Origin of the sequence: Curtobacterium flaccumfaciens UCD-AKU, from assembly GCF_000349565.1 — a bacterium.
Classification (GTDB): domain Bacteria; phylum Actinomycetota; class Actinomycetes; order Actinomycetales; family Microbacteriaceae; genus Curtobacterium; species Curtobacterium poinsettiae.
Genome location: NZ_KB714607.1, coordinates 1 through 26625, shown reverse-complemented (window position 1 = coordinate 26625; position 26625 = coordinate 1). Strand labels below are relative to the sequence as shown.

29 protein-coding genes are annotated in these 26625 nt (G+C 69.4%); 12 read left to right on the top strand and 17 right to left on the bottom strand.

Annotated features, from left to right (window positions below; genetic code table 11):
* Nucleotides 1-75: 75 nt before the first annotated feature.
* Genes H489_RS22340 through H489_RS22325 form a run of 4 tightly spaced genes read left to right on the top strand, consistent with a single transcriptional unit; the run spans nt 76 to nt 3857 of the window.
* Nucleotides 76-1182 (top strand): FecCD family ABC transporter permease, encoded by a 1107-nt coding sequence (locus tag H489_RS22340; RefSeq protein ID WP_017885886.1) that lies wholly within the window; start codon nt 76-78, stop codon nt 1180-1182.
* A gap of 43 nt (nt 1183-1225) precedes the next feature.
* A complete protein-coding gene (locus tag H489_RS22335; protein ID WP_017885885.1) occupies nt 1226-2251 on the top strand; it encodes an ABC transporter substrate-binding protein in 1026 nt (341 codons plus the stop codon).
* Complete coding sequence (locus H489_RS22330; protein WP_017885884.1) at nt 2248-3051, top strand: ABC transporter ATP-binding protein; 804 nt, start codon at nt 2248-2250, stop codon at nt 3049-3051. The genes H489_RS22335 and H489_RS22330 overlap by 4 nt, the downstream gene beginning before the upstream one ends.
* Complete coding sequence (locus H489_RS22325) at nt 3048-3857, top strand: class I SAM-dependent methyltransferase (RefSeq protein WP_017885883.1); 810 nt, start codon at nt 3048-3050, stop codon at nt 3855-3857. Before H489_RS22330 ends, H489_RS22325 begins: the two co-directional genes overlap by 4 nt.
* 241 nt (nt 3858-4098) lie before the next feature.
* Here H489_RS22325 and H489_RS22320 read toward each other — a convergent pair whose 3' ends face one another.
* Nucleotides 4099-4515, bottom strand: coding sequence for a hypothetical protein (locus tag H489_RS22320; RefSeq protein WP_152427146.1), 417 nt, complete (start codon nt 4513-4515; stop codon nt 4099-4101).
* Nucleotides 4516-4784: 269 nt separating this feature from the next.
* On the opposite strand from H489_RS22320, the gene H489_RS22315 reads away from it, so the two are divergent.
* Both H489_RS22315 and H489_RS22310 read left to right on the top strand, forming a co-directional pair.
* Nucleotides 4785-4964, top strand: coding sequence for a hypothetical protein (locus H489_RS22315; RefSeq protein ID WP_017885881.1), 180 nt, complete (start codon nt 4785-4787; stop codon nt 4962-4964).
* A gap of 265 nt (nt 4965-5229) precedes the next feature.
* The gene (locus H489_RS22310; RefSeq protein WP_152427145.1) at nt 5230-5745 is read left to right on the top strand and encodes a GNAT family N-acetyltransferase; all 516 of its coding nucleotides are present in this window, start codon (nt 5230-5232) and stop codon (nt 5743-5745) included.
* A gap of 363 nt (nt 5746-6108) precedes the next feature.
* Here H489_RS22310 and H489_RS22305 read toward each other — a convergent pair whose 3' ends face one another.
* Genes H489_RS22305 through H489_RS22290 form a run of 4 tightly spaced genes read right to left on the bottom strand, consistent with a single transcriptional unit; the run spans nt 6109 to nt 9454 of the window.
* Nucleotides 6109-6771, bottom strand: coding sequence for an ABC transporter ATP-binding protein (locus H489_RS22305; protein ID WP_017885878.1), 663 nt, complete (start codon nt 6769-6771; stop codon nt 6109-6111).
* On the bottom strand, nt 6768-8060 hold the full coding sequence (locus H489_RS22300) for a hypothetical protein (protein WP_017885877.1): 1293 nt from the start codon (nt 8058-8060) through the stop codon (nt 6768-6770). Before H489_RS22300 ends, H489_RS22305 begins: the two co-directional genes overlap by 4 nt.
* Nucleotides 8048-8953 carry a hypothetical protein gene (locus H489_RS22295; RefSeq protein ID WP_017885876.1) on the bottom strand — a complete coding sequence of 302 codons (906 nt, stop codon included), beginning with the start codon at nt 8951-8953 and terminating at the stop codon, nt 8048-8050. The genes H489_RS22300 and H489_RS22295 overlap by 13 nt, the downstream gene beginning before the upstream one ends.
* 57 nt (nt 8954-9010) lie before the next feature.
* Nucleotides 9011-9454 carry a hypothetical protein gene (locus tag H489_RS22290; RefSeq protein ID WP_139179885.1) on the bottom strand — a complete coding sequence of 148 codons (444 nt, stop codon included), beginning with the start codon at nt 9452-9454 and terminating at the stop codon, nt 9011-9013.
* A gap of 454 nt (nt 9455-9908) precedes the next feature.
* On the opposite strand from H489_RS22290, the gene H489_RS22285 reads away from it, so the two are divergent.
* Nucleotides 9909-10775, top strand: coding sequence for a hypothetical protein (locus H489_RS22285; RefSeq protein WP_017885874.1), 867 nt, complete (start codon nt 9909-9911; stop codon nt 10773-10775).
* Nucleotides 10776-10837: 62 nt separating this feature from the next.
* Here the strand turns inward: H489_RS22285 and H489_RS22280 are convergent, their stop codons facing one another.
* The 8 genes from H489_RS22280 to H489_RS22245 all read right to left on the bottom strand — a co-directional run bounded on the left by H489_RS22280 (nt 10838) and on the right by H489_RS22245 (nt 18279).
* Nucleotides 10838-11461 carry a response regulator gene (locus tag H489_RS22280; RefSeq protein WP_200860507.1) on the bottom strand — a complete coding sequence of 208 codons (624 nt, stop codon included), beginning with the start codon at nt 11459-11461 and terminating at the stop codon, nt 10838-10840.
* A 5-nt stretch (nt 11462-11466) separates the two neighbouring features.
* Nucleotides 11467-12684: a sensor histidine kinase gene (locus tag H489_RS22275; protein ID WP_017885872.1), complete on the bottom strand. Its 1218-nt coding sequence runs from the start codon at nt 12682-12684 to the stop codon at nt 11467-11469.
* A 23-nt stretch (nt 12685-12707) separates the two neighbouring features.
* Nucleotides 12708-13478, bottom strand: a complete 771-nt coding sequence (locus H489_RS22270; protein ID WP_017885871.1) for an ABC transporter permease — start codon at nt 13476-13478, stop codon at nt 12708-12710.
* Complete coding sequence (locus tag H489_RS22265; RefSeq protein ID WP_017885870.1) at nt 13475-14404, bottom strand: ABC transporter ATP-binding protein; 930 nt, start codon at nt 14402-14404, stop codon at nt 13475-13477. Before H489_RS22265 ends, H489_RS22270 begins: the two co-directional genes overlap by 4 nt.
* 177 nt (nt 14405-14581) lie before the next feature.
* Nucleotides 14582-16402, bottom strand: a complete 1821-nt coding sequence (locus tag H489_RS38005; RefSeq protein WP_017885869.1) for a histidine-type phosphatase — start codon at nt 16400-16402, stop codon at nt 14582-14584.
* A 127-nt stretch (nt 16403-16529) separates the two neighbouring features.
* Nucleotides 16530-16715 carry a hypothetical protein gene (locus tag H489_RS22255; protein WP_017885868.1) on the bottom strand — a complete coding sequence of 62 codons (186 nt, stop codon included), beginning with the start codon at nt 16713-16715 and terminating at the stop codon, nt 16530-16532.
* 89 nt (nt 16716-16804) lie between these two features.
* Entirely contained in the window at nt 16805-17788 is a 984-nt protein-coding gene (locus tag H489_RS22250; RefSeq protein WP_017885867.1) for a zinc-binding alcohol dehydrogenase family protein, read from the bottom strand.
* Nucleotides 17785-18279: a MarR family transcriptional regulator gene (locus H489_RS22245; RefSeq protein WP_017885866.1), complete on the bottom strand. Its 495-nt coding sequence runs from the start codon at nt 18277-18279 to the stop codon at nt 17785-17787. Before H489_RS22245 ends, H489_RS22250 begins: the two co-directional genes overlap by 4 nt.
* A gap of 44 nt (nt 18280-18323) precedes the next feature.
* On the opposite strand from H489_RS22245, the gene H489_RS22240 reads away from it, so the two are divergent.
* Complete coding sequence (locus H489_RS22240; protein WP_017885865.1) at nt 18324-18746, top strand: ester cyclase; 423 nt, start codon at nt 18324-18326, stop codon at nt 18744-18746.
* Between the two features lie 88 nt (nt 18747-18834).
* On the opposite strand, the gene H489_RS22235 is transcribed toward H489_RS22240, so the two are convergent.
* Complete coding sequence (locus H489_RS22235; protein WP_031259166.1) at nt 18835-19434, bottom strand: TetR/AcrR family transcriptional regulator; 600 nt, start codon at nt 19432-19434, stop codon at nt 18835-18837.
* A gap of 81 nt (nt 19435-19515) precedes the next feature.
* On the opposite strand from H489_RS22235, the gene H489_RS22230 reads away from it, so the two are divergent.
* Nucleotides 19516-20181 (top strand): SDR family NAD(P)-dependent oxidoreductase, encoded by a 666-nt coding sequence (locus H489_RS22230; protein WP_017885863.1) that lies wholly within the window; start codon nt 19516-19518, stop codon nt 20179-20181.
* 72 nt (nt 20182-20253) lie between these two features.
* Here H489_RS22230 and H489_RS22225 read toward each other — a convergent pair whose 3' ends face one another.
* Complete coding sequence (locus tag H489_RS22225; protein ID WP_017885862.1) at nt 20254-20871, bottom strand: TetR/AcrR family transcriptional regulator; 618 nt, start codon at nt 20869-20871, stop codon at nt 20254-20256.
* A 78-nt stretch (nt 20872-20949) separates the two neighbouring features.
* Between H489_RS22225 and H489_RS0118275 the strand changes: the two genes are divergently transcribed.
* Both H489_RS0118275 and H489_RS22220 read left to right on the top strand, forming a co-directional pair.
* Nucleotides 20950-22140: a hypothetical protein gene (locus tag H489_RS0118275; RefSeq protein WP_152427144.1), complete on the top strand. Its 1191-nt coding sequence runs from the start codon at nt 20950-20952 to the stop codon at nt 22138-22140.
* Nucleotides 22141-22239: 99 nt separating this feature from the next.
* Nucleotides 22240-23304, top strand: coding sequence for an amidohydrolase family protein (locus H489_RS22220; RefSeq protein ID WP_081612183.1), 1065 nt, complete (start codon nt 22240-22242; stop codon nt 23302-23304).
* Nucleotides 23305-23454: 150 nt separating this feature from the next.
* Here H489_RS22220 and H489_RS22215 read toward each other — a convergent pair whose 3' ends face one another.
* Nucleotides 23455-24702 carry an MFS transporter gene (locus H489_RS22215; protein ID WP_017885859.1) on the bottom strand — a complete coding sequence of 416 codons (1248 nt, stop codon included), beginning with the start codon at nt 24700-24702 and terminating at the stop codon, nt 23455-23457.
* 118 nt (nt 24703-24820) lie between these two features.
* Nucleotides 24821-25303 carry a MarR family winged helix-turn-helix transcriptional regulator gene (locus H489_RS22210; protein ID WP_017885858.1) on the bottom strand — a complete coding sequence of 161 codons (483 nt, stop codon included), beginning with the start codon at nt 25301-25303 and terminating at the stop codon, nt 24821-24823.
* Nucleotides 25304-25358: 55 nt separating this feature from the next.
* Here H489_RS22210 and H489_RS22205 point away from each other — a divergent pair, with 55 nt between their 5' ends.
* Entirely contained in the window at nt 25359-26555 is a 1197-nt protein-coding gene (locus tag H489_RS22205; RefSeq protein WP_031259164.1) for an FAD-dependent monooxygenase, read from the top strand.
* Nucleotides 26556-26625 lie beyond the last annotated feature (70 nt).

The window sequence follows — 26625 nt, the reverse complement described above, 5'->3', positions numbered from 1 at the left end:
GTCGGCACCGTCGAGGACTTGGTGAGACCCTGGCCGACCTGCTAGTAATGAGACTCGTTATCACTAAGGAGTCGCATGCCCGATCGGTTCTCGACGGTCCTCCCGGCGCCGTCGCGGTCGGGCAGGATCGATGCGGTCCTGTGCCTGATGCGTCGAGCCCGTCGACGTGCGGCCGTGCGGATCGCGTTGCTCGCCGTGGTGCTCGCCCTGGTCGCCGTCGCAGCGATGATGATCGGTCCGGTGCCGATCGCACCGACGCACGTCATCGGCATCCTGGTCGAGCACGTCAGCGGGGCCCGCGCGGGCCACTGGTCTGCGTCGGCGGATGAGATCGTGTGGGGCACGCGGGCACCCCGCGTCGTGATGGGGATCATCGCCGGCGCCGTGCTGGCTGTGGCCGGAGCTGTCCTGCAGGCGCTCGTCCGGAACAGCCTCGCCGATCCGTACCTGCTCGGCATCAACTCCGGCGCCAGTACCGGCGTCGCCCTCGTGGTGCTCGTCATCGGGTCGGGGAGCGCGTTGGTGTTCTCCGGTGCGGCGCTCGCGGGCGCGATCGGTGCCGTTCTCCTGGTTGTGGCCTTGGCCGGGACCGCGAGCCGTCGGGGGCCGCTTCGGCTCGTGCTCGCCGGTTTGGCGGTCGGGTACGCCCTGAACGCGGCGACGAGCTTCCTCGTCTTCTGGAGCGACTCTCCGGAGGCCGCCCGGTCGGTCTTGTTCTGGCTCCTGGGTTCGCTCACGTCGGTGCAGCCGATCGCCCTGGCCGCCGCGGCGATCACGGGTGGTGTCGGACTGGTCGCGCTCGTGGTGATCGCACCCTTCATCGACGCGCTCGCTTCCGGAGACGATTCCGCCCGGTCAGCGGGCATCGACCCGGAACGCGCGCGACTCGGCCTGATGGTCGCAGTGTCCGCGATGGTCGGCGTCATCGTCGCGGCTGTCGGCGGCGTCGGTTTCATCGGTCTCGTCGTGCCGCACCTGGCACGCCGACTCGTCGGCGGACGACACCGAGCGGTGCTCCCGGTGTCGGCGTTGCTCGGTGGGTCCCTGCTCGTCATCGCTGACACCGTGGCCCGCATCGCGTTCGCGCCCCAGGAGATCCCCGTCGGGGTCGTAACCGGGGTGCTCGGTGCGCCCTTCCTGTTGGTCCTCCTGCGTCGCACCGCCCCCGCAACAGCCCCCTGACCTTCCACCCCACGGTCCATCGCACCCCACCGGAAAGCCCCACATGAGAACCCGAACCCGGTCCACCACGGTCGCAGCAGCGATCGGTCTGCTGGCGACCGTCGCCGTGCTCAGCCTGAGCGCCTGCACGACATCGTCCGGAGCCACCGAGCCGAACCCGCGCACGAGCTCGAGCGGTGGCACGCACTTCCCCGTCACGATCCAGAACTGCGGATCCCAGGTGACGATCACCGCGACCCCGCGACGCATCGTGCTCGTGAACAACGACGAACTCCCGAACCTCGAAGCGCTCCACGCCGTGGACCGGATCGTCGGTGTCACCGCACCGCTGGCTCCGGACCTCTACACGAAGCAGACCTACCGCGAGCTCGCAGACCTCCACGCCCTCTCGACGAAGCAGACGTCGACAGGCGGCTCCGTCGTGTCCCAGGAGAGCTTGCTCGGCGCGAAGCCGGACCTGGTGATCGCACCCGCGAACGCCGTCGACCGAGACGCGCTCCAGGCTGCCGGGATCCCGCTCTACACCCCGTCGGCGTACTGCGCGAACCCCGGTCCCGACCTGAGCCGGACGGCGACGTTCGGCCGTGTCTGGAGCGAACTGCGGACACTCGGCACAGTGCTCGGCGAACCGGCGCTGGCCTCCGATGCGATCGATTCGGGCCGTGCCACGCTCGCGACGCAGTCCCCGAAGGACAGAGGAACAGCCGCTGCCCTCTACGTGTCCTCCGGCGGCAGCGTCCTCTCGCCGTACGGCGGTCCGAGCATGGTGACGCCGGTGTTCCGAGCGGTCGGACTGCGCAACGTGTACGCCGACTCGCACGAGCGCGTCTTCGATGCAGGTGTCGAGGACATCATCTCCCGCGACCCGCAGACGATCGTCCTGCTCTACTCGAGCGGCACGGCGCAGGACACCATCGACAGCTTCCTGACGGCGCCGGGTACATCGGGCCTCTCCGCGGTGCGCCACCACCGGATCGTCGCACTCCGCTTCCCGTTCACCGATCCGCCCTCGACCCTGTCGGTCTCGGGCCCGGCTGAACTCACACGGCAGCTCGACGCACTGCGGTGATCCGCGCACACGCGGTGACGGTGCGCGCCGGACGGCGGCTGCTCCTGGACACCGTCGACCTGGATGCGCCGACGGGCTCCGTGACCGGGATCGTCGGCCCGAACGGCAGTGGCAAGACCACCCTGATCCGCGCGCTCCTCCGAGCCGTCCCCATCCAGGAAGGCCGTGTCGAGATCGACGGACAGGATGTCCGGCACCGGTCACGCCGGTGGATCGCGCAACGCGTCGCGAGCGTGGCGCAGCGACTCGACCCGGACCCGGCGCTCACCGTGGCGGACGAGGTCGCGCTCGGCGGCCTCGCCCAGGTCGGCCCGGGCCGCGGCGACGGTGTCGACCCCGACGAGCGTGTGGCGGCAGCCCTCGACGCGGTCGCACTGACGCACCGAGCCGGCGACTCCCTGGCCGCACTCTCCGGCGGCGAACTCCAGCGGGTCGGCCTCGCCCGCGCGATCGCTCACGGTGCCGACCATGTCCTCCTCGACGAACCCACCAACCACCTCGACCTGCGACACCGGCTCGAAGTCCTCGAACTCCTGCCGCACATCGCACCGACCGTCGTCGTCGTCCTGCACGACCTCGAGGCCGCCGCCCGCGTCTGCGACCACCTGGTGATCCTCGCCGCGGGCCGCGTCGTCGGCTCCGGCCCACCCGCCGATGTCCTCCGCCCCGCGCTCCTGGATTCGGTCTACGACGTCCACACCACCCGTCGCGACGACCCTGACGGTGACATCCACCTCACATTCCGCCTGCCAGCACCACCGGCCGTCCCACTCGCCCCTCTGGAAGGAACCACCCCATGACCGAGACGACAACCACCACACCGATCGCCACCGAGGCCGACACCGCGCGGGCACGTGACCTGGCGACCCGGTGGGATGCTCAGCAGACCGCGTACATCCGGCACCGGGCTGAGCGGTTCGCCACGATCGCCCGCGTGGTCGCCGACGTCTGCGCCGAGACGACCGCGCCGCGGATCCTCGACCTCGCGGGCGGAACCGGAGCGCTCGCGGAAGCAGTCCTCGCCGCGGTCCCTGGCGCCACGGCAGTGGTGGCGGACAAGGATCCAGCGCTCCTGGCCATCGCCGCGGACCTCGCCGCCGCCGACCGTCGGCTCGTGATCGCGGAGGTCGACCTCGCCGATCGGCGCTGGGCGGAGCACCCTGCGATCGCGGACGCACCGTTCGACGCCGTGGTGAGTTCGACTGCCCTGCACTGGCTCCAGCCGGGCACGCTCGTCGATGTCCACCGACGGACCGCGGACCTCCTCCGCGCCGGTGGCATCCTGCTCAACGGTGACCACCTGTCCTACCAGCGGGACGAGAGCACCCTGGCCGCCATCGCAGCGCGCGATGACGCCGTGACGCAGCGAGATGGTTTCGCGGCCGGCGCGGACACGTGGGACGCGTGGTGGGCAGCGGTGGCGGAGACGCCGCGGTACGCCGAAGCGATCGCGCGACGCGACGCGGTGTGGGGCGCGGAACTCCACGAAGCGCCGCCGAAGGTGACGCTCGGCTTCCACATCGAGTCGCTCCGCAGCGCTGGGTTCGCCGAGGTCGGAACGGTCTGGCAGTACCTCGACGACCACGTCGTGTACGGCGTTCGGTAGGCGGTACTGGCGAGCGCGGGACGCGTCCTCCGGAAGCCGGATCAGTCCGGCCGGGACGGCGGCAGCGTTCCGCGCTCGTGCGGGGAATCACCCAGTAGTTTCGACCGTCCTGCAATCAATCGATGACGAGCAGGCTCTCGCCTCGGATGACGACGGCCGCTGTTGCCAGTCATGACGGCGGCATCGGCGCTGATCGGGTGAGCGACTCGGTTCCGCACCCGAGATCGATCAGCGCGCGTGCTCAGAGCGTCCGCGGGGCGAGGTGGCCGTCCTCGGTGTCGTACGTCGTGACGCGCCACGTCGGCCGGCCGTCGTCGACGACGCGCACCAGCTCGACCAGTCGTGGGCCGGGCCACTCCTCACCCGAGGCCTTCACGGCGTCGTAGTAGCTGGTGTCCGTCCCCGTGGCTTCAGCCTTGGTCAGGGTGACCTCGTGTCGCCGCACGAGGCTCAGGTCCGTGGCGTCGACGAGCGCCTCGACACCGCTGGTCGGTTCTGCGTTGGACTCGCCGAGGGCGTCGGTCTTTCCCGGGTCGGTGCTGCGGATCCGCCAGACCCAGTGCTCCGCTCCGTACTCAAGGCGGAGCCCGACGATCGGACCGCCCACGGCTTCGGAATCACCGGACAGGCTGTCGACCCAGTCGGACGGCCATCGCACGGCGGATGGCACCCCGGTGCTCGGCCAGTCGGAGCCCACCGTGCTCGGAGCTGGAGGGAACGCTGCGCACCCAGCAAGCACGATGGCGCTCGCAGTCGCCAAGCTGGCCAGCACCACAGATCTTCCGAAACCCACTGCATCCCCCTCGTGAGGAGCCCAGCGTAGACGAGCGCTTCAGGTACGAACCCGCGGGAGCTCCCCGATCGCCGATCCTGCAACGGCGTATCGCAGCGCTTGCCCCCGCTGTCGGTCGCACGTACGCTGCCCCCATGTGGTGGTGGATCGGAACCGGCGTGGTCTTGGCGGCGCTCCTCGTGCTGTGGTTCGTCATGCACCGGTACACCAACTTCGGCTCTCGGGCGGCGGAGTTCGAGGGGACAGACCCCGAAGTCGCGGAGGCTCTTCGGCAGGCCGAGTCGGACATCGCGCGGGGGCGCATGTTCTTCTGACGCTCCCGGGGCCGACCAGCCCCACGGCCGTCCGGCAGCCGCTCATCGACCGAGCCGATCTCGGTGTGTCTGCAGTCAGCTGTCGAGTGCGATGACCCACGGGATCAGCAGGAGACGACAGCAGCGCGCCCGATCAGCCCGAGCCCCGTCAGCGCGATGAGCAGGAGCCCCCACCACGTCCACCATGAGAACTCCACGAGACGAGGATGCCGGATCAGGCCCACTTCCGCTCGTGTCCGCTGAGGTCAGCCCGTAGCGTCGTCTCGTGGATCAAGACGTGTTGGCGGTCGAAGCGGCCACGGCCGCGGATGTTCCTTCGGCTCAGGTGCTCATCGACGGTGCGAGGCTGTGGCTCCGCTCGCGTGGGATCTACCAGTGGCAGGACCGGGTGCCGGACGCGGTTCTGCTGCGCGCCGCAGAGCAGGGGAACCTCTTCGTCGTGCGTCAGGACCGGGTGATCGTGGCGATGGTCACGGTGTCCGACTCGGACTCCGAGACGTGGGGCGTGGAGGACGATCCCGCTGTGTACGTGCACCGGCTGGTCGTGGCGCAGACGCATCGTGGCAGTCGGCTGGGGCAGCGACTGCTGGTGTGGGTAGGAGAGCGAGCCGCCGGGCGCGGGGCGGCCCTCGTGCGGCTGGATTGCGCGACTGACAACCCCGGATTGCGGCGCTTCTACGAACAGCAGGGGTTCCGGCACGTCCGCGACGTGACGGTCAGCGCCCCCGACGGTGGGCGGCAACTCGCTTCCAGCCTCTACGAACGCGCGCTGGTCCGGTAGCCGATCAGGCACCGGTCAACGTGGAGGGACTCGAGCTCGAGGCTGACTCGCACGCAGCGAAACGGGAGATGTTCGCCGAGTTCTCCAGCCGCGAACGTACTGCGCACGCGTGATCGGGGATTCGGAGCGCAACCGCTGACGGACGGGAGGCCCGGTGCCAGCTGGCACCGTCCCTCCAGGCTCGGCCGTCACCCCGCTGGCGCGGTGCGCCGGTACCGGCGGGTGGGGCCCACCTCCAGGCTCGGCCGTCACCCCGCTGGCGCGGTGCGCCGGTACCGGCTGGTGGGGCCCACCTCCAAGCTCGGCCGTCACCCCGCTGGCGCGGTGCGCCGGTACCGGCTGGTGGGGCCGGCCTCCCGTCCGTCACGCGCCGCGCGCGATGAGTCGTTCGTGGTGCAGCTGGAGTTGCCGTTCGCATCGCTGTGCAACGCGCTCACTGTGGGTGACGATCACGAACTTGGTTCCTGCTTGCTGCAGCCGGTCGAAGAGGGCGAGCACGTCGTCTTCGGTCGTCTCGTCCAGTGCGCCGGTGGGCTCATCGGCGAGGACGACGGCAGGGCGCTTCGCGATGGCTCGAGCGATCGCGACGCGCTGCGCTTCTCCTCCTGACAGTCGTCGTGGGCGCTTGCCAGCGAGGTGGCTGATGCCGACCGCGTCGAGCGCCTCATGTGCTCGGGCGGTGGAGTCAGCGCGAGCAGGAACGCCGAGCCGGACGTTGTCGAGCACGCTGCGGTCGCCGAGGAGGCTGTGGTCCTGGGTGACGATGCCGATGTGTCGGAGTCGGTGCTCCGCCATCCTCCGTGCGGTGCGCTCGAGCACGTGGCCGTCGTGCTCGTAGGTCCCGCCGAAGTCGGTGTCGAGTCCGGCGAGGATCCGGAGCAGCGTGCTCTTGCCGGATCCGCTGCGCCCCGTGATGGCCACGGATCGATCGTCGTCGCGAAGGTCGAAGTCGAGCCGGTCGAACAGTGCTCGGATCGATCCGTCGGGCTCGGTGATGGTCTTCGAGACGTCACGCAGCACGATCATCGTGAGGTACCTCTTCGCTGTTGGGCGGTCAGTTCGATGCGGATGGCTCGCCGGCCGAGTGCGCCGTCCGCCACGCACCAGAGGAGCAGGGCGGTGCCGGCGCCGAGTCGAGCCATCTCGCTGTCGTTGGGGAGCAGTGCGCTGGTCGCGAGGAACAGCCCGAGCGCCGCGGTGAACTCGGTGAGGCGGCTTGCGCGGAACAGCCGGTTCGTGGCACTCGGGCTCCTCCCGAGAAGATGGTGCACCCGCGCCACTGGCGTTCGACGGTGATGCAGGAGTCGGTTGAGGAACGCCGTGATGATGCCCACGCCAGCGGTGAGGGCGACCAGCAGCGCGGTGACGAGCACCAGGTTGTCCTGGATGAGCTGGCGAACGAGGGAGAGCTGCACGAGGTAGGCCGGTACTCCGAGCAACGTGTACGACCGGAAGCCGGTGTCGTCTCCGATCGCGTCGAGACGCGCGACGACGTCCCCGAAATCGAGGCTGTGATCGACGGCGAGATCGGCGTTGAGCACCTGGAACGCCAGGCGTCCGAACAGCTCGGGATCCAGCCGGTCGAGTGCTGCTCGGTCGAGTCCGGCGAGTGTTGGCGGGTAGGGCACGATGACGGTGTCGTCGAGGTAGTGGTTTGCCTCACCGCGGAAGTACATGGCACTGTCCGGTTCGAGGAAACCGACGACTTCGAGCTCCTGCTCCTGCAGGATGACCGCTCCGGTGAATCGCTCCCCGAGCTCGTACACGCCGCGGTACTCGTTGCCGAGCAGCACCGGGATCCGACCGGATCCCCAGTCGACAACGTTCCACTCGATGGGCTTGCCGTCCTGCACGGAGAGCCCCGCGAACTCGTACGCGTTCTCGTTGAGCTGGATGGACTTGATGTCCTGAACGCTCCGGCCGGACTCGTCCTGGTACTTCCCGTTGAGCGTGTACTCGGTGCCGTAGCCGACGTCGAAGCGGTCGTCGCCGCGGAAGTCCTGAACGGTGACGGGCTGGTCGTACGAGGAGATGAAGTCGAACCCGGGCTCGTCGTCGATGCGGTCGACGAACGAGGCGACGTCGTCGAGTGCGTGCTCGTCTCGCCGGATCGCCTCGAAAGCATCCGGGCCGAGATCGTCGACCACCGTGTAGAGGTCGACGTCGGCATCGGCGGACAAGCCCTGGGCCACGGCCTGCGAGGTGGACTGGGTGAAGGACGCCACGTTGTACCAGCAGAGTGCGAGCAGCACGAGCAGGACGATCTTGGCGACGATGATCGTCCAGTTGGACCGGAGGTCGTTCAGCAGTTCCATCGACGGGTTCCCTGCCAGAACGAAGCGACGGACACGGCAAGCACGACGGTTCCGACCGAGACGACCACAGTGGTGACGTCGAGGTCGAGGAGGGTGGCCTGCCTGACCGCTGCCGCGCCCGCGAGAGCGGTCGTACAGGCGGCGATGGTGATCACGCTGACTCTGGTGGCCGCGCTGCGGAGGGTGCTCAGCGGTCGGATCCCCGTGGTGAAGCGGACGGCGGCAGTGCGGAGTTCCCATCGCCCAGCTTGCAGGCCTGCGACCACGCCGATGAGCATGACGACGAGCACGCCGAGCGTGACCAGAACCGGAGACACGGCGTCGACGTTCGTCCTGCGGTTCGTGCCGTCGTCGACGATCTCGACACTTCGGCCAGGGAACTCTGCGCTGTAGTGGCGGACACTGCTCGGGCCGTCCAGGAGGAGCCGCTGTGGTGACGCCGAGAACCGCGACGGATCGGCGACGATGACGTCATCGGACAGCAGACTGTCGGCCCGGACGCCGAGACGGCCCACCACGTCGTAGGGCTTGCCATCGACGACGATGTCGTCACCGCGGACGGCAACGTCAGCCCCGGCGAGGGCCTCGCCGGGGCGCCCGGTCAGTGCGTGCCCGTCGTGCAGCGGGACATCTGTCCACCGTCCCGACAACATTGCGACGGCGCGGACATCGCCCTCGAGGCGCACGAACACCTTCGTTCCCGGTTCGAATGCGTTCCGGGCACGCATGAGTTCGTCGAGTGTCGCGTTCACCCACACGCTTTGACCGCTGCGGAGATCGTTGCCTTCAGAAGCGATGACACCTCGGCGAGCGTCGAACACCCCGATCAACACCGTCAGCAGCATGGCCAGCAGGAGCAGGCCCGCGATCGCCGTGGTCTGTTGCTTCGTCACGTCTTCTCCTCACGCAGCAGCGGGTGCGAGCCGTCGGCTCGCACCCGCTGCGATGCGTCACCTGCCGTAGTAGGTCTTCGCTGTACCGACACCGTTGCCGGGCCGGTTCGGCCGGTACGGCTTCCACACGGTCACTGCTTCCGTGCCGGACTTGCCCCACTTCCGGCCAGAGTCAGCGATGATGCTGCTGCCGTGCTCGAGCCGCGCACGCGTGTAGTGCTGCACGCCTGCCCAGGTCGTCCAACCATGCGAACGCTTGTGCGTCGTCCCACTGATGGTCTTCTTCTCCGCTGCACCGCGGTGGTTCACCGCCAACACCGACATTCCGGTTCCTGCGCCGTCGACGGTCCCGGTGCTCTCTGACCATCCACCGATGACCCCCTCGCTCCCGACGCCGTCCTGCGCCTGTGCGGGGATCGCGCCGAGGAACACCGCCCCGCCGACAGCCACAGCGGCGAAGCCAGCGGCAACCCGCCGAGATCGGTGATCGTTCTTGCTCATTTCCCACTCCTTCCCGAGAACTGATATCCAGCCCTTCAGTCGTTAACATGCCAGGAAGGGAGCAGCTTGTCGAACGGACCTCCGCCCGGACACGGCGGGCTCCGTTGGTACGGGGGGTGGCTGGCAGGACGACAACGGCGTCCCGGTGCTCGAAGCCAGCCACCACATGCGGCGACATTCCGAGGACAGGGCTTCGCAACAGACGCACGGCTGCCTGTCGAGACGATCCCGAGCCCCATCCACACGGTGAGGGCTGCGGTGCTTCTCAGGGCGGCAGGTCACCTTGACTCGTACGATCGTCTCCCCACTGCCTTCGCCACCCGTCCCCACCCGTCCCCACCCGTTCCGACCCGGAGATCCTGATGCGCACTGAACACGGCCCACTCGCCCCCGGCTGGCGCCTGCTGATCGATGGACGTGGACCAGGTCCGTCGCCCGCGGAAGACGCACGGGCATGAACGGAGAGCGCCAGCGCCTTCGCGTCCTCTACGTGAGTGACCTCGGGTACGAGGCGAAGGGCCGACGCTACTGCGACGAGGACATCTACCTCTCCGGCGAGCTCAGCGCGGAGTTCGACGTCGCGATCTGCCCACCGCTGGCTGCCGAGCACCTGATGGACGCGTTCGACGTCGTCGTGGTGCGCAACAGTGGACCCGTGCTGCACTACCTGGCTGCGTACGATGCGTTCCGCGAAGCCGCGCGGACTCGTGGGATCCCTGTGTTCACGGACCTGACAGGACGAGCTGACCAGAGGGGGAAGCAGTACCTCCTCGACCTGTTCCGAGCCGGGTACCCGGTCATCCCCACGATCGATGCCGCCTCGGACATCGCGCAGCTCCCGGACACCGCGGACTACATCGCGAAGCCGAAGCTGGGTGCGGACTCGATCGGGCTGAGAGTCGTGGGCCGTGACGAGCTCGCCGGGCTGCACTACGACAACCTGCTCGTGCAACCCCGCATCGACTTCCAGTACGAAGTCTCCTTCTACTACGTGGACCACGTCCCGCAGTACGCGCTCAACGCTCCCGACCCGACGAAACGGTGGGAGTTGCAGCAGTACCGCGCGAGCGATGACGACTGGGCCTTCGCGCAGCAGTTCATCGCGTGGAACACGATCGAGCACGGTGTCCAACGCGTCGACGCCTGCCGCACCCGAGACGGAGCACTGCTCCTCGTGGAGCTGGAAGACCTCAACCCGTACCTGTCGCTCGACCTGCTCGACGAGCGCACCCGGACGTCCTTCGTCGCCGCGGTGAAGGAGTCCGTGCGGGCATCGGCAGGGAAGCGACAGGCGGAGCCGCTCCGTCGATCGGCTGACTGACGCCTGCGACCGCCGCCGAACCGCGAAGGACCGGACCGAGCGCCGATCGTTCCGCGACCGGATCAGGGCCGTCCCGTGCCGAGCAGCCAGCCGTTGTCCGCCGCGATCCGCAGGGCCTCGGTCGCGTTGCGCGCCGCGGTCTTCCCGATCGCGGACGACAGGTGGTTCCGCACGGTGCCCTCGGACAGGTGCAGCGTGCCGGCGACCCCGGCCACGGTCGGCGCCGTGCGGAAGGCGATGAGCACGTCGGTCTCCCGCGGGCTGAGCGGGGAGGGCCCGGCAGCGAGGGACTCGGCGGCGAGCACGGGGTCGACGACACGGAAACCCCCCTCGACACGGCGCACGGCATCGGCGAGGTGTTCGGCGGGGGTGTCCTTCACGACGAACCCGGCTGCCCCGGCTTCGAGCGCTCGCCGGAGGTACCCGGGTCGGCCGAACGTCGTGACGATGAGCGAGCGGCAGGTCGGCAGCTCGCGAGCCAGGATCGACGCCGCCGTGAGGCCGTCCGCCCCCGGCATCTCGACGTCGAGCAGGGCCACCGTGGCGCCGGACGCCTGTGCTGCGTCGAGCACTTCGTCGCCACGGGCCACCTGGGCGACGACCGCGATGTCCCGTTCGAGCGAGAGCAGCGAGGCGAGTGCGCCACGGACGAGCGCCTGGTCGTCGGCGATGAGCACTCGGATCACGTCGGTCATCGTTGACTCCTCTCGACCCGGAGCAGGAATCCGCCCAGGTCGCTCGTGCCGGTGGTCAGGACTGCTCCGACGGCTTCCGCGCGTTCCCTGAGGCCGCGGAGCCCGTTCCCGCCGAGCACGGCCGCGGTCGACGGGGGAGCGAGCACCCCGGTGCCGTCGTCCTCGACCGTCAGCGCAGTCCGGGTCAGTGTCACGCGGACCCGGCTCGCGGCGGCGTGCCGGACGATGTTCGTGACGCCTTCTCGGAGGACCCACGCGAAGAGGCTCCGAACGTCATCGGCTGCTGCGTCGGCGTCCCGGGGGAGTGCTGCGTCGATGGCTGCGGCCTCGAGTGCTGCTCGCGCCGACACGAGTTCGGCGTCGAGGTCGGCCTCGCGGTAGCCGCTGACCGCGCGTCGGAGCCCCTGCAGCGCTTCGCGGGAGAGTCGTTCGACGTCCTGCATCTCGGTCTTCGCCCGGGCCGGGTCGACGTCCACCAACCGCGTGGCGAGCTCGGACTTCATCGCGACGACGGTCAGGGAGTGGCCGAGCACGTCGTGCAGGTCGCGGGAGAACCGGGCGCGTTCCTCGACGACGGCGAGGCGGGTGATCTCGTCCTGCGCGACCCCGAGCCGTTGCTCCGCCTCGCGTTGCCGTCCGAAGAACAGCATCGACGCCCCGACGGACACGGTGATGACGGGGGCGAAGAGGATGCCGTTGTCCACGGCGTTGCCCCAGCCCGTGCTCACGGCGACGAGGAGCTGCGCGCCGACGATCCCGAGCACCACGACAGCGGCCACCCAGAACCGCTCGGCGACGAACCCGGAGAGTGCAGCGATGAGCAGCCAGGTCCAGACCGCGAGCGGCCCGACCACGAGGAGCAGGAGCCCGGCGAGCAGCGCGACCCCGGCCAGCACGAGCACCCGCTCGCGCAGGTTCCGTCGCCACATCAGCTCCGGTGCGAACAGGTACGCCGCGTACACGACGGCGAGGGCGATGGAGGAGACGACGTGCGCGCGGAGGCTCCGTCCGTCGGTCCAGACGGCGATGATCTCGAGCACCTGCCACAGGAGCGCGAACACCGCGCCGGTGTACCACCGACGGCGTCCGATGCGGATGTCGTCGTCGCTGGCCCCCGGCGGGACGGCCCACGGGAACGAGCGTGGGGATGGCCGGGAGGCGCGTGACGCGTCGTCCGTGCCACTTGCGTCGGTCGTGCTGGTCGCCTCGGACATCGGTGCCAGCGTAGGGCCGTCGGTCACTGCCGTGCAGCGTCGCGGCGGTAGCGCCACACGATCACCGCGGCCAGCACGATCGCCCAGCACGCCAGGACCATCGCGGGTTCGACCATGCCCGAGGAACCGGTGGCCCCGGCCCCCATCTGTCCGATCCGGTTCAACCAGTACGAGGGCAGCAGGTGCGCGACGGTCCCCATCCACTCCGGCATCACCGATAGCGGGACCCACAGACCGCCGAGGATCGCCATGCCCATGAACACCACCATGAAGAGCGGCTGCGCGAAGGACGGCTTCGCGAACTGTCCGATCAGGATCGCGATGAGCGCGAACGGGATCACTCCGCACCAGATGCCGAACCCGGCGGCGAACCAGCGCAGCGGGTCGAGCGAGGCGTGCATGCCGACGGTCGCGACGAGCACCGTGATGACGATCGACACCGCGGCGAAGGCCATCGCGGCGATCACCTTCGACACCATGAAGCCCCACCCGGAGAGCGGCGTCACCCGCAGCTGCCGGTTCCAGCCGATCGATCGCTCGTTGACGATCGCGAACGCCTGGCTGAGCGCGGCCATCATCGCACCGTACGCGGCCATCTGCAGCGTCGTGACGACGAGGTACTGCAGACGGGTCGTCGGGTCGGTCTGGGAGCCGAAGGCCGAACCGAAGACGAGCAGCATGATCACCGGGACGGCGAAGGTGAACACCATCGCACGGACGTTGCGGAGCTGCCGCTTCGTCTCGAGGTAGACGTAACGGATCGGCATCCGGCCGGACGCGGTGACGGTGGTCATGCGGGGATCCCTTCGGGAGCGGTGTCGGTGGTGGCGGGGTCGGCAGTGAGCGCGAGGAAGGCGTCGTCCATGGTCGAGGCGACCACCTGGATGTCGTGCGCCTGCGGGAACGACGTGAGCAGGGCCCGGAGGGTGTCGTCGCTGCGGTCCGAACGGAGTGTGACGGAGTCGTGCCGGGCCTCCAGGCTGCGGACACCGGGGAGACCGCGCAACGCGACGTGCGCGTCGGTGGTGACCCCGGAGAACCGGACCGCACGCGTGGCGGTGATCGCCTTGATCTGGGCGGGTGTGCCGTCGGCAACGATCCGACCGGCGCGCATGATGACGATGCGGTCGGCGAAGGTGTCGGCCTCGTCGAGGTAGTGGGTGGCGAAGACGACCGTGCGCCCGGCGTCGGTGAACTCGCGCATCGAGGACCAGAACGTGTGCCGGGCCTCGACGTCCATCGCCGCGGTCGGTTCGTCGAGCACCAGCAGGTCGGGGTCGGAGACCACGGCGACCGCGAACCTCGCCCGCTGCAGCTGACCGCCGGAGAGCTTGTTCACCCGGCGGCCGGCGATCTCTGTGCAGCGCGCACGGCGGAGGGCCTCGTCGACCGACATCGGACGACGGTGCGCTGCAGCAACCAGGGCGACCGCGTCCCGGACCGTCATGTCCGGCAGGAGCGCGCCGCCCTGGAGCATCGCGCCGACCCGCCCCGTGACCACCGCGGCGCGGGGCTCCTCACCGAAGAGCCGGGCTTCGCCGCTCGTCGGCACGGACAGCCCGAGCGCGAGGTCGACCGTCGTGGTCTTGCCGGCGCCGTTCGGGCCGAGGAGGGCGACGACCTCGCCCGGACGGATCGTCAGGTCGACGCCGTCGACCGCAGCCACCTCGCCGAAGCGTTTGCGGAGGTCGCGGAGCTGGATGACCGGTGTGTCGTTCATGGGACCCACCCTCGTGCAGCCGCGCGCGCGGTGCCTCGGCCGGACGTCACGATCCCGGCATGACATCTGTCACTGGTGGCCGAGGTCCGCGGCTCGGTCGAGTCACTGCCCCTCGGCTGCCGACGTGGGGCCCACCTCCAGGCACGGCCGTCACCCCGCTGGCGCGGTGCGCCGGCGTCAGTCGGTGTGACGACGCAGGCGACGGCGGCGACGCAGCACCAGGGTCCCGGCACCGGCCAGGAGGAGCAGCGTCGCGAGCAACGCCGGTCCGGCAGGCGACTGTGCGCCGGTCGCGGCCAGCGTGCCCGTCGCGCGGGCCGTCGGTGTGCCGGCACCCTGCGTCGCCGGAGTCACCGCCGGCGTCGTCGTCGGGGTCGGCGTGGGCTCCGCAGTGGGCGTCGCGGTCGGTCGTGGCGTGGCTGCAGCGATCAGCGGGCTCTCCGCCATCGCCGTGCCGGTCAGGCAGTGCTTGAGCTCGGTCTCCTTGACCCAGTGCGACCCTGCAGCGACTGCACGGCACCCGGGGGCGAACGCGATCTCCCGCTCGTTGTAGAGCATGCGCACGAGCGGCGTGTAGGCCGCTCCGGTGGCGGGGTCGATGCCTGCTCGCGAGACGACGTCCCACTGCACGTTCGCAGCCATCGGCGTCACCGCAGAACCTCGCCACGGGTTGGTGGCGTACCCGTAGACGTCGGCGTCGGACGCCGGAGCAGCGTTGTCGGGCGCGGCGACGGTGGATCCCGGCAGCCGCAGCAGCGCCGCGAACGGGATGATCGTCTCCGCGTGCGCGAAACGGAAGGTCGCGACGACGTCGCCGCCGGCGACGCGGGCGTCGATCGTGGCGAAGAAGTCGTCGAGCAGGGGCTCGGCGATCGAGTAGGTCTCGTCGTGCCCGGCGAGGCTCGGGCCCTTCTCGTAGAAGTCCTCGGCGTCGAGCAAGTACGCGAACCACTCGGCATCCGCCGGCCGGCCAGCGAAGTACTGCGCGAAGTCGAACCGGTGCGGAGCGACGTTCTCCACTTGCATGTCGGCCGCGATGATGTACAGGTTGTAGAGCGACATCGCCGCATCGACGGTGCTCTTGATCGACTTCTTCGGGTCGCCGCAGGCATCGGGATCGGCCTTCGTGTCGGCGCCGGGCGCGCACGCCACCGCGCCGCCCTTGGAGCCGTCGGCGGTGTTGTACCAGACGTGTTTCTTGTCGGTGCCGATCTCGGCGATGAACCCGGGCGTGAAGATGCCGGAGAGCAGGTCCTGCGCCGCCTGGACCGATCGCGGCTTCGCCTCGATGTACTGCAAGGCCGCAGCGATCGTGCCGCCGTCACCGGTCTGTGCGGCGATGTAGTCCTCGTACGCCTGGGCGCGCTTGCGCTCGGGTGACCCCTCGGCCTTGTCGGTGCCGTCCGGGTTCTCGACCTCGTGGAAGTAGAGCAGGTCGGGGCGCGGTTCGAGCTTGACACCTGGGGCCCCGAAGCCCCGCAAGAAGTTCTCGCCCGACTCCGTGGCGCGAGACTCACCAGAGGTCTCGGCGACGACACGCCCGCCCGTCTTCGCCGCACGGGCGAACAGCTGCTTGTTGCGCTGCGCGGCTCGCGCTCCGATGCCCTGGTGCTGGGCTGCGCCCTGACCGGTGAGCATGCCGTAGCCGTTCGCGACGTTCGCCGCCGTGATGGCGTCGAGGTTCGCGGAGAACTCCTTCCCGATCGCAGGCGTCAGGAACCCGTTCTCGGCCTGCGCGGTCGCGGCGAGACGGTGCAGCAGCGCGTCGTACTTGTACGCGGAGAGCCCCCGGGAACCGTGCCGGGCGACCGACTCCGTGGCGACGGGGGAGTAGCCCGTCGGGGCAGGTGAGTAGGCGTCGATGTCCGACTGGCTGGGGGCGATGTAGGGCTGCTTGCTGCTGGTGAAGCTGGCCTCGTCGGCGTGCGCCGGTGTCGCGAACACCAGCGAGGCGACGGCAGCGACGGCAACGCAGGACAGTGCGGTGCGGGTGTTCATGGGTCCTCCGGTATCGGGACCCTCGGGCGGCGGTCCGACCAGCAGAGTTAGTGCCAGCGGGTGAACAGCCCTTGACCTGGAGGTGACCGGACGGTGCTGCCGGACACGGCAGCACCCTGGGACCTGCCTAGCTGGGCCCGGATCGTCGGGTCAGCTTCGAGCTGACGACGCCGTAGAGCAGCCAGGCGACGACAACGACGAGTGCGACCGTGCCGTACATCGCCGGCAGGGCGCCCTGCACCAAGAACGGCACGAGCAGGAGACTGACCAGGCCGAGGATGGCCAAGGTGGTCTTGTAGCTGCGAGGAGACATCCGACCTTCCTGAATTGCACTGGCTGGAGCCCTTGTCGAGGACGAACGGGTTCCACCCCGAGAGCGGGGTCCTGGGGAGTCCGTGCCCATCATCGGATGGTGACGACGAGCTTGCCTGACCGGATCCCGTCCTCCATGTCGCGGTGGGCCTGAACGATCTCCTCGAGCGCGTACACCTTCGCGATCGGGACCTGCACGGTGCCGGCTGCGACGGTGTCGAGGAACGCCTGCAGTACCGATGCCGGCAGGTCGCTCGCTTCGCCGGAGTACGCGGTGAGGCGCACCCCGTTGGGGATCACCGCCATCGGGTAGAAGTCGGGGATGGTCCAGACGTCGGAGAGCATCCCGCTGAACGACACGGTGCCGTGGACGGCTGTCGCCCGGAGTGTGTCGGGCAGCGTGCCGGTGCCGATCAACTCGACCGCTCCGTTGACGCCGTCCGGCACGATTCGACGGACCGTGTCGGCGATCCTGCCCGAGTCCACCACGACGTGGTCCGCACCAGTGGCGTGCAGTCGCTCGGCGCGGTCCGGGTTGCGAGTGGTTGCGATGACGGTCATGCCCTGCTGCTTCGCCAGCACGATGCACGCCAGGCCGATCGACGACGTGCCACCGCGGATCAGGATCGTGTCGCCCCGGCGGGCACCGACGCCCACGGTGAGCGACCCGTGTGCGGTCTGCAGCATCTCGGGGACGGCGCCGAGCACGGACCAGTCGAGGCTGCTCCGGAACGGCACGACGCTGCTGGCCGGAACGACGGTGTACTCGGCGTAGCCCCCGTCGAAGTCGCGACCCATCCCGCCCATCAGTCCGGCTACTTGGGTACCGGCGGGGTACTCTCCACCCGGGGCTGCCTCCACGGTCCCGACGGCTTCGATCCCGGGCACCCGTGGCAAGGTCCCGGAATGGCCCATGCCGCGGCGGAAGTGCAGCTCGGACCGGTTGAGCCCGAACGCTTCCACACGGATCAGCACCTGGCCCGGGCCTGGGATCGGGACCGGCAGCTCACGGAGGTGCAACACGTCGGGGCCACCGGGTGCGTCGATCACGACGGCCCGCATGGTCGCCGTCATCGCCTTGCCTCCAACGTCGACTGCAGGCGCTCGAGTGCCGCGATGCCGTCTGCGATCGCCGCGGCATCGGCATCCGAGAGCACGGCGTCCAGCGCTTGGTCGAACCGCTCGTCCGCGAGGGCGAAGGCGTCTCTCCCCTGGGACGAGAGCACGCTCCGGACACTGCGCCGATCGTCCGGGTCCGTCGAACGTTCGAGGAAACCATCGGCGGCGAGCCGGTCGAGCAAGCGACTGGCTGCAGCGATCGACGTCCCGACGCCGGTCGCGACGTCCTGCACCCGGGCGCCCGATGGGGCTGCCTGGACGATCCGCAACACCTCCAGTCGGGCCAGGCTCAGCACGCCCTCGCCCCGCATCCGCTTCTCGACCGCGTTCCACACGTCGGTCTCGTGCCGCACCAGCGCGGCGAAGTACTCCCGCAGACGCGCCGCTCGCCCAGCCCGGTCATCCGGGGCGTCGATTCCAGGGAGGGGTGCGAGGTCCGTGCTCATGCTTCGACTCTACGGCATCTACTTGCTATGTAAAGTAGTTGTCCATGACCACAGACACACGCCTCTCCTTCCTGCGATTCGTCGACTTCATCAACAGCGCCGACCCGTCCATCGGTGAGACGGTCATCGCACCCGAAGCGGCGTTCTTGACGCCGTTCTCGCCCGAGCCGCTGCGCGGGCTGCCGGGGTACATGCAGATCCTGACGATCATGCGGGGCGCGTTCTCCGACATCCAGTGGAGCACCGACCGGATCGTCGTCGAGGGCGACGAAGTCGCAGCATGTTTCGAACTGCGCGGCACGCACGACGGCGAGTTCCTCGGTGTCCCCGCTACGGGGAGGACGGTGGTTGCGAACGCGAGCAACTTCTACCGTTTCGACGAGGGACTGATCGTCGACGAGGTCGGCCAGCCGGACGTGCTCAGCATCCTCGGGCAGATCGGGGCGCTCCCGTCGGCAATCAGGTGAACGGTCAGGGTGCGATCGGCTTCGCGCGACACGGGGCGGCTGCCCGGTGGGTCAGTGGTACTCCGTGACGATCGCCGTGGCATGACCCTCAGGCAAGCCAGGCTGCGGACACGCTCCGGTCCACGACGTGACGCCATCCTTCCGGGGCTGCAGGGTCGTGGCTGGCCATCCCGGCCAGCCACAGGACGGCCATCAGGTCGTCGGTGGTGAAGTCCTCGGCGAGCACTCCGGCGCTGTGTGCGTTGGCGACGAGTTCGGCGCCGAGCGCCATGGATCGTTCGCAAGCGTTGATGAGGAGCACGGCGTCCGGGTAGCGCCGCAGCATTGCGTCGTTCATGGCCGGGTCGCTTCGTTGGAGGTCGATCATCTCGGCGATGAAGGTCTCCAACTGGGAACGGGGACTGTCCTGCGACAGTGTCCGGTCTCGCAGGGTCTTGAGTTTTGCCCCTGCGATGTCGGGCACGACGGCGTCGATGAGTTCTTCGCGCGACCCGACGCGGTTGTAGAGCGTGCCGATGCTCACGCCGGCTTCCCGGGCGATGTCCTCCAGGGGAGCGGACAATCCTCGCTGCGAGAACACGGCGATGGCGGCGGCGCGCAGCTTCTGGAGGTTCGCCTGCGCGTCTCGACGCAGACGGGGTGGGGTGCTCACAGCGACTCCGAAGGATCTTGAGGGCGGTCTCAACATATGCTGCAGTGGATTTGAGGACGTTCTCAACTTACCGCACCAGCTTGCAGGGCCCGGCGGTGGGCCACGAAAGGACACATCATGCCCCTCATCACCATCATCGGCGCGGGACCCGGACTGGGTCTCGAGATCGCTCGCGCCTTCGGGAAGAAGGGCTTCGACGTCGCGCTCGTTGCCCGCAGCCAGGCGAAGGTGGATGCCCTGGCGAGTGCGCTCGTCGCGGAGGGCATCCAGGCTCGCGGGTTCACCGCCGACGTCAGCGAGCCCGACACGATCCGAGGCGCACTCCGGTCGATCCGGGAGTCGCTCGGTCCGATCGACGTCCTCGAGTACTCGCCGGCGGATCGGGCACTGGAGTCGGTCGATGCCGTGGACGTGACGATGGACAACCTGCAGCCACAGATCGACTTCTACCTCGGTGGCGCCATCGCGGCCGTCGGTGCGGTGCTGCCCGACATGATCGCCGCGGGCACAGGCACGGTCCTCGTGACGACCGGTGGTGGTGCGCTCGCCCGGACTCCGGTCCGCGGGAACGTCAACATCGCAGCCGCAGGGCTCCGGAACTGGATCCTCAACCTCGGTGCCGCCGTCGCGGAGAAGGGTGTCTACGTCGGTTTCGTCGCGATCACCGCCCTGATCGGAGGTGGGCGACCGGATGCGGAGCCCGCGGTCATCGCGCAGTCGTACGTGAAGCTCCATGACGAGCGGCGGGACGCCGAACTGCACTACGTCGCCTACGACGGCTGACGACACACCCGTCCGGGCCGGCCGGCCTGGACGGGTGGCTGCCGCGAACTCTGCATGGTGGCGCTCTGCACGTCAGTCGGTGCGGGCACCGGCTGCCGCGGCTGCGAACGTGCGGAGCGTGGCGACCTGCTGCGCGGTGCTCGGCGGTGCGTCGGCCATCTGCCACGTCGACACCAGCGCGATCATGCCGCCGATCGTGAAGGTGCGGGCGTCCCCGCTGAGTGCGACCACCGGTCGGGGGCCATCGCAATCGGACTCCGTCAGCCACGTCGTCATCGCCGAAGCCAGCACCTCGGTGACCCGCTCGCCGCGCGGGATGGCACGGAGCTTGTCGAAGAACTCCCGATCCGATCGTCCTGCGGTGAGCAGCGGTTCGATCCCGCGTTCGCGAACGGCGTCGGTGAGGGCCTGCGCGAGGTTCGCCGCGCCCTCGTCGAGGGGAAGATGGTCTTCGAGGAGTCGACTGATCCAGACATCTGTCGCGAGGTCACCGACGTTGCTGTAGTGGTTGTGGAGCGCCTGCCTGCTCAAGCCAGCTCGCTGCGCCACTGCACTCATCGAGATCGTCTCGCCCTTCGGCGCCTCGGACACGAGTGCGGTCAACGCCCGGATCAGGGCGGCGCGGGTGCGGGTGATGCGCGGGTCCACCCGCTGGCTCGCGAGTGCCGCCGTGGGCGTTCCCTCCGTCATGCGTCCATCTTGCCAGACTGAGAGCTCTGATGTACGTTCGTCATCTACTGGACAACTGTAAAGGACATCATGACGCACGTGACCGAACCCGCACCGGACCGGCGAGACGGCCCGCAGCACCCGGCCTTCGAAGCGGCGGTCGCGGGCGGAACGCTGAACTCCGAAGGGCCGGGATCGGCTCATCGCTACCGGAACGTGATCCTCGGCGGGATCGCGATCCTGCTCCTCGCGATGGCGATGCTGACGAGCTACTCGAGCGCGTTCGGCGACCCGACGCCGAACAACGTGCACCTCGCGGTCACCGGCGACGTTGACGCGATCGTCGCGCTCGAGCAGCAAGGATCGCTGGACCTCACCGTCGTGGCCTCTGACCAGCAGGCGCGGACCGCGGTGCTCGACCGCGACGTCGACGGCGCTGTCGTGTTACCTGCTCCGGGGAAGGGCGCCGGCGTCACCACCTACATCGCCAGCGGCGGCGGCCGTGGCCTCGGACAGGCGATCTCCGGTATCGGTGACTCGATCGCAGCGAAACTGCGGACCACCAACACGGCCGCAGACCTCGCACCCCTGCCGAAGCAGGACCCGGTCGGATCGATCGAGTTCTACGCGATCCTCTTCGCCGGCCTGGGGGCCGCCCTCGGTGCGACGGTGTTCGGACGCGTCCTCGGCACTGTCGACACGGCGGCGAAGTTCATCGAGCGCAGCATCGTCCTCGTGCTCTACACCGGTCTCCTCGCCGGACTGATCACCCTGTGGATCGACTCCGCACTCGGAGCGGTGACCGTCGGCCCCTGGGCCGTGTTCGGGACCCTCTGGCTGACCGGACTCGCCATCGGGGGAGCGGTCACGGGCGTCGCAGCACTCGGCGGAACCATCGCGGCTCTGGTGATGACGCTCGCCCTGGTGATCCTCGGGAACACGTCGTCCGGTGGCCCGCTCGGGATCCACGTCCTCAACGACTTCTTCCAGACGCTCTACCACGTCTTCCCACAGGGCGACGCGCTCGACCTGCTGCGGTCCGTCCAGTACTTCGACGGCGCCGCGGTCGCCGCCCCGATCATCCGGCTGAGCATCTGGGCCGTGGCAGGCATCCTGCTCACGCTGACGGCGATGCTCATCCGGAACCGACGCGAAGCCGCGGCTCGACCGAAGGGCGGCCTCCGCTCCGAGCACGATCCCCGCCAGACGGCCGGACCCTCGGGCTCCCACCTCGAGGCCGCTGCAGTCACGCCCAACGCGGCCTTGCTGCCGTTGACCCCAACGCCCTGAATGCAACAGGGGTCCTCGACTGGCGGGGATCCCTCGAGGCACCCACTCCTGCACACGACAACCAGCCCTCATTGCTGAGGACGATCGGAGGACCGCACCATGCCAGGAAAGATCGATGTCCACCAGCACCTGCTCCCGCCCCGCTACTTCGAGGCGCTGGCAGCGGCAGGATCGAAAGCGATGGGGGCCGGCGCCCCGGGGGATGCGCCGGCTGCGACCGGAGGGTCCGCGCAGTGGGACCCGTGGGGTGGAAGCGGCGGGACCGCACCGCGACGAGGGCCTCGGGCCATCGGTGGCTGGCTGATGCCGGAGTGGAGCCCCCGAGCGGCGATCGAGATGATGGACGAGGCGGGGATCGAGACCGGAATGCTCTCGATCAGCGCACCCGGCGTGCACTTCGGTGACGACGCCGCGGCGCGGGAACTCGCCCGCGAACTGAACGACTACCAGGCCGAGCTGGTCCGTGAGGCGCCGGACCGGTTCGGGCACTTCGCGGTGCTGCCGTTGCCGGACTTCGATGGTGCCGTCGCCGAGGCCGTGCGAGCACTCGACGAACTCCACGCCGACGGGGTGCTCCTGCTGTCGAACGCGCACGGACGGTACCTCGGCGACCCCGCGTACGAGCCGCTCTGGGCAGAACTCGCCGCGCGCTCGGCCGTGGTCTTCGTGCACCCCACCGCACCACCGATCACCCAGCTGCCGGGGATGCCGACTGCATTGCTGGACTTCCCGTTCGACACCACCCGCACCGCCGTGGACCTCGTCGCGCACGGCGTGTTCGACCGGTACCCGAACCTCCGCGTCATCCTCTCCCACGCCGGCGGGTTCCTGCCGTACGCAGCCAGTCGATTCAGCGCCGCCGCGATGTTCAACCCCGACACCACGCCGGAGAGCATCCAGGCGGGCCTCCGGAAGTTCTACTTCGACACCGCACTGTCCGCGTCTCCCGCCTCGCTGCCGTCACTGCTGGCGTTCGCGGAACCCGGCCATGTCCTCTACGGCAGCGACTTCCCCTACGCGCACCCCGATTGGAGCGCCCGCTTCGACCACGACCTGGACACCTACGACGGCCCCGGCGCAGAACGACTGGGCGAGGTGCACCGAACAGCCGCCGAGCAGCTCTTCCCCCGCTTGAGCGCCGAGCGCGTTCCGGGGAGCGAGTGAGTGTCGAAGCGGTCCGTGAGCCGCCAGGCTGCACCAGCCTGACCGTTCAGCCGAGTGTCCGCGGGGTCTCACCCGCGGAGCCGATCCGCAGCGTCCGACGCGGCACCGACCATGCGGCGGATGAACGCGGCGTGGTGCTCGAGCTCCCCGTTACCGAACGGCGATCGTCCTGAGTGGTGAGCACATCGCCACGACGACGGCGCCGGCGAACACGAGCGTCACCGCGAGCAGCGCGACGCCATCTCCAGCGACGGTCATGAGCGCGCCGCCGCCCACTGCTCCTGCAGCCGCGACGGTCCTGTTCGCGCTGCGCATCGTGCCGTTCATCCGACCGAGCAGCGCGTCGGGTGTGACGGTCTGGCGGAGACTCATCTCGTTCGCGTTCTCGCAGCCCGCTGCAGCGCCGTGCACGGCGAAGGCGACGAACAACACCGCGACAGTCGCCGGTGTTCCTGCGGTGCCGGTGCCGACCGTCGTGAGCGTGACGGCGGCCCAGGCGACCGGGTACGCGGCTCGAGCGGCGATGATCGTCCGGCCGGCACCGAAGCGGGTACCGAGGCGCGGCGCAGCGGTGGCGCCGAGGAGCATCGCGACACCGCTGACGGCGAGGATGCCCCCGTACACGGCCGCTGGGAGCGCGAAGGTGCGGAGCGCGAGTGTCGCGAACACCGTCAGTCCGGCGGCGTTGGCGAGGAACCAGAGATGTGTCGACAGCGCCAGCGGTGCGAGCGTCGCATGACCGTACGTCCACCGCAGACCGTCGGCGATGTCGCTCCGCAACCGCGCACCCGCCGTGCGCGCTGGCGTCTGCTCGATGACGCGGACGCGCGCGATGAGGACGGCGTCGATGAAGTAGCTCACCGCGTCGAGGGCGATCGCGACCGGCGCGGTCACGATGCTGACCAGGACACCTCCGAGAGCCGGGCCCACCGTCTGCGCTGCCGCATCACTCTGGTCGACCCGCGCATTCGCCGCCAGGAGGAGCGGGCGAGGGACGATTCGAGGGAGGAGGGACTGCGTCGCGGCGAATCCGATGACGGACAGGATGCCGAACACGAACAACGCCGCCGCCGTCACCCAGAGGTTCAAGAGCCCGGTGAACCAGAGCACCGGGATCGCGCCCAGGCACACGCCACGACCGACACTCGCCCAGATCAGGAGTGGCTTGCGCCGGAATCGATCGACGTACGCGCCGACGATCAGCCCGAACAACGCGTACGGGAGGAACTGGGCAGCGTTCACCAGCCCCACCTCGAACGGGCTGGCGTGCAGCACGGTCACCACGAGAACCGGTACGGCGACCGCGCTGACTGCTGATCCGAACGATGAGACGGTCGCGGCGGACCAGTACGAGCGGAACCCGGGTACTCGGCGCAGCGTGGTCACGTCCTCGCCCATGCGCCAACGCTGGCAGACGGCGACGCCGCGAGCAAGACACTTCCCACTCCGCATCGCTGTGGGGTGGTCGATCGGCCGACGAGAAGGCCAGTCCTCGATCGACGGACCTCGACGGCGTCTATCCGCGGAGCCGGTCCGCGGCATCCGACGCGGCACCGACCATGCGGCGGATGAACGCGGCGTGGTGCTCGAGCTCTGCTGCAGGCACCTGTTGCAGGGCGGCAGCGATCTCGGCGGTCGACCGCTCCGTGAACGCCCGCGCACGCTCCCGTGCCGCCGGTGTCGGACGGAGCGTCACCCGGCGCCGGTCCGTGTGCTCGCGGCTGCGTGCGACCAGACCTGCCGACTCCAAGCGGTTCAGCAGGACGGTCACGGATCCGGAGGTCATCCCGATCCGCTGCCCGAGCCGGGCGGGTGACAGCGGGTCGCCGGACGAGTCTGCCCAGAGCACCTGTCCGAGGGCGTTCGCATCGGTGGTCGGCAGGTCGAGCCAGGAGGACATCAGCTGGTTGAGCTCCGCGAACGCCACCGCCCATGTCTGGAGCGCCTCCATCACCTCGACCTGAGGCGCGTCCCACTCCATCCCGAACACGTCGTCCATCAGACTCCTTTACTGTGTAGTATCTTTATTGTAAAGCTTGCAACGGAGGAACACCATGGCAAACCGCACCGCTGTCATCTCAGGAGCCAGTATCGCTGGCCTCTCGACCGCCTACTGGCTCCGCCGGACCGGATGGGACGTGACGGTCATCGAACGAGCCGCTGCGTTCCGTGACGGCGGACAGAACGTCGACGTCCGGGGCGTCGCGCGCGACGTGCTCCGCAAGATGGGCTTGTTCGACGCCGTGAAGGCACGGAACACCACCGAGACGGGCACCGTCCTCGTCGACGGGCGTGGAACAGTCACCGCTGAGCTGCCCTCCGACGGGGCCGGCGGTGCGACAGCGGAACTCGAGATCCTGCGCGGCGACCTCGCTCGGACGATCCTCGACAACCTGCCGCCCGGCGTCTCGTTCGTCTACGGCGACACCGTTGTCGACGTCGACGACGACGCCGCGGGAGTCGCCGTGACGACCGCGAAGGGCCAGCGCCTGCGTGCCGACCTGTTCGTCATCGCCGAGGGTGTGCGGTCCCGCACCCGTGCGATGGTCTTCGACCAGGACGACGTCGACCAGCGCGACCTCGACGTCACCATGGTGTTCGGGACCATCCCACGGACCGACGGCGACGACGACCGTTGGCGGTGGCACAACGCCGTCCGAGGGCGCCAGGTCCACCTCCGACCTGACCCGTACGGCACCACCCGTGCGATCCTCGCCTACTCTCCCGGGGACGACGTCATCGGTCTGAGTCGTGAGCAGACACTGGCGGCGGTGCGGCGCCGGTACGACGGAGTCGGGTGGGAGGCGCCGCGGGTCCTGGACGCGCTCGACACGTCGCCCGACGTCTACATCGACCAGCTCCAGCAGATCCGGATGCGGACCTGGCACCGCGGCCACGTCGTCATGGCCGGGGATGCCGGATGGTGCGTCACGCCCATGGGTGGCGGCGGCGCCTCGCTCGCGCTCACCGCCGGCTACGTCCTGGCCGCCGAGCTCTCCGACGCGACGCAGGACCAGGAGGCAGCGTTGACCGCCTACGAGACGTGGATGCGCCCACTGGTCGACGATGTGCAGGATCTGCCTCGTGGGCTCAAGGCCCTGGCGTACCCGCAGTCCCGACTCGCTCTCGCACTCCGCGGGCTCCTGAACAAGGTGCTGATGTCACGGCCGCTCCGACCGGTCGCCATGAAGCTCACGCAGGTCGCCGAGACCGACCGCGAGTTGCCGGCCCTGCGGGCCGTCGTCAGCTGAGGAGCCTTCGCCCCGCTCCTCGGACGTGCGCATCTGCCCCGCCACGTGTCGGACTGGAGGCACGGTGCCA